The sequence below is a fragment of the Bradyrhizobium sp. JR4.1 genome (genome assembly GCF_040548605.1).
Lineage (GTDB): Bacteria > Pseudomonadota > Alphaproteobacteria > Rhizobiales > Xanthobacteraceae > Bradyrhizobium > Bradyrhizobium canariense.
The window spans coordinates 1-2,254 of sequence record NZ_JBEPRY010000071.1; the positions used below are offsets into that span (position 1 = coordinate 1).

Annotated in this window: 2 protein-coding genes and 1 pseudogene; 1 reads left to right on the forward strand and 2 read right to left on the reverse strand. The window is 59.5% G+C overall.

What is annotated here, in order from left to right:
- Positions 1-556 precede the first annotated feature (556 nt).
- A complete protein-coding gene (locus ABIB90_RS41500; RefSeq protein ID WP_009859267.1) occupies positions 557-790 on the forward strand; it encodes a hypothetical protein in 234 nt (77 codons plus the stop codon).
- 80 nt (positions 791-870) lie between these two features.
- Here the strand turns inward: ABIB90_RS41500 and ABIB90_RS41505 are convergent, their stop codons facing one another.
- The gene (locus ABIB90_RS41505; RefSeq protein ID WP_157158503.1) at positions 871-1,083 is read right to left on the reverse strand and encodes a helix-turn-helix domain-containing protein; all 213 of its coding nucleotides are present in this window, start codon (positions 1,081-1,083) and stop codon (positions 871-873) included.
- Positions 1,084-1,964: 881 nt separating this feature from the next.
- Positions 1,965-2,082 (reverse strand): annotated as a pseudogene (locus ABIB90_RS41510) (transposase); the annotation flags it as partial.
- Positions 2,083-2,254 lie beyond the last annotated feature (172 nt).

Consider the following 2,254-nt stretch of genomic DNA (forward strand, 5'->3'; position numbering starts at 1 on the left):
AGCGCGCACTTTTCGAACGCTTGGCAGATGAGCTCGCCATAGAGGCTCTCGAACTCGAGCAGGTGGTGCAGCTGCAAAGCCGGCGCTCCGGTCACAGCGACATGGATAAAGTCGTGCCCCTCCGCGTGCGTCCAGATCGTCGCTGACCCGACCCCGCCTTCCTTTTTAGGCCACCGCCTTAACTCCGGGCGGCCGCGTCGCGGATCGCGAGCGGGACCGACGCCCCACGTAACGCATGTGGCTCGATTTAATTGACGCGCTGCCGCGTTTTGCAAAGAGTGTTGGATGGCCTGTTAACTCGGATGGCCAGGAGCACAATTAATCCATCGCCGCATGGGGGCGCATGTCGCCGCGAAGGCTCGTGCCGAGTAGGGGGCGCAACACATGGCTGCACGTTTCGTTATAACCGTAGTGAGCAACAAGGTGTGTTCACCAGGTCGTATCCCGCCGGAGGCAGGGCGCAATGTTTTAGGAACGACCACGCAGTTTGATCTGCTTCTTTAGTTTGGAATAGCGAGCTTCGACCGATGCCTGACTGCGGCCGAGGTATGCTGCAATGTCGCTGAATGACGCTCCGCTCGCGCGCATCCGAAAAAGCATCTCGTCGTCCTCTGCGGACCAAATCGCCGAACTTTTAGGAGCCTCGGATCGGACCATTTCCACCCTGCTGCCGATTTTTGCGATCCTGCAAAAGACGCCGCGTCAGGCAAATTATGGCAGCCGGCATCTCGCCAAACCACCGCTTACAGGTTGGGCAGTCGTACAGGCGCACGCCGGATGGCAGTGTTAGCGTCCAGCAGGAGGGCGTCACCTGGCGTTGCGGCTGCAGTCAAGGACGCGAAGATGGGGAGGGCGGGGGAGGACTCTCGGCTAACCGATCCATTGCGCAAAGGCGCGTCCGTTGGTGCGGCTTACTCGGCCTCGCTGCTTGCGGAAACGTTGTAACCGACCGTAGACGGCCTGGCGACTGCGACCCAAGCGCTCGCCGAGCTCGGTCGCAGTCATGCCCTCATCGTGTAGCGCAAGCAGTTGGGCTTCTTCTTCGGGCGACCACGGGCGGACCTCTTGTCGATTGTTGGACATCGATTCAAGCCAGCAAAAGCGCTGCGGAGCGTCATCGTACGTCAGGATCGTAAACGATAAGTTCAGGAGGAGCCGTGAACGTCGTCTGACTCGCGCCTGCAAGCTAGGGGCGCGTGTAATGTCGACCCAAGATACGGCGGTCCAGGGTGCCCGTGTAACGATCGGTAAGTATTGGGCATGCAAAATAGCGCCTTTCTGCGCGTGATCAGTCCGACCAAGAAGATCGCCGTGACATCAGATAATGATGACGAGCTGGCTGTTCTGGGCCGAACGCACGAAGCGATTGGCAGCCCGCGTACCCGACTTGGATATATTTTCTCAAGGTCTCATCGAGCGGATGAACGGCGGCTGGCGTGTCACAGATAAGGGGCGCTCGGTTCTCGAGATTATGGAGGCGCGGTCCGCACCCGCCCAAGCAACGGAGCTAACTCCCGTCCGCGCCGTCGAGGAGCCGACGCTGGCCACCTCTCTGTCACCCGTGCCTTCGATACCGCCAGTTCGGCGCAAGCGCGACCGAAAGCGGCGCCAGCGGGACACTGTACAGCGAAGACAGGCGAAGGCGTCGTAACGAAGGTCGGTCGCGGTTGGATTCGAGTGAAGCGGCGCAAATGACACGTAAGACATTGATTTTTCTAAGCTTTATTGATTCGCATAACCTTCATTATGGAACATCCGAAGATATTGGGTCGGTTTTCCAGCCGGGCAAGTCGCCGTGGACAGCGAACCAAGCAAATTACTGAATCGTCAAGTTGCGAGCGTCGCTGTCAAATCGACTAGAACGATCCGAGGTGTGCCCTTAGCAAGTCAACCTTTTCAATCAGTCCCGACGACCAGAGGCCTTGTCGGCTCGAGCGGTTGAAGCGGTTATACATCGTCGTCTAGGGGCCGTATTCCGGCGGACGGTCGCGCCACCGCGCTCCCGAACGCAGCATATGGATGACCCCGCTAATCACACGGCGGTCATCCCACCCGATGCGCGCCGCGCCGCCCACGTGGCAGTAGCGGCTCAAGCCGCTTCTACTAGGCGTCGCTGAGCCGCCATCAAGGACTCCCTCGATCAGGAAGTCTTGAACCGACCCGGGTTTGCCGGAGGCTCCAACTCCTGAGAGGATGGAGCCATGACAAGCAAGACCACGAACAAGTTTTCGCCTGAAGTCCGCGACCGTGCGGT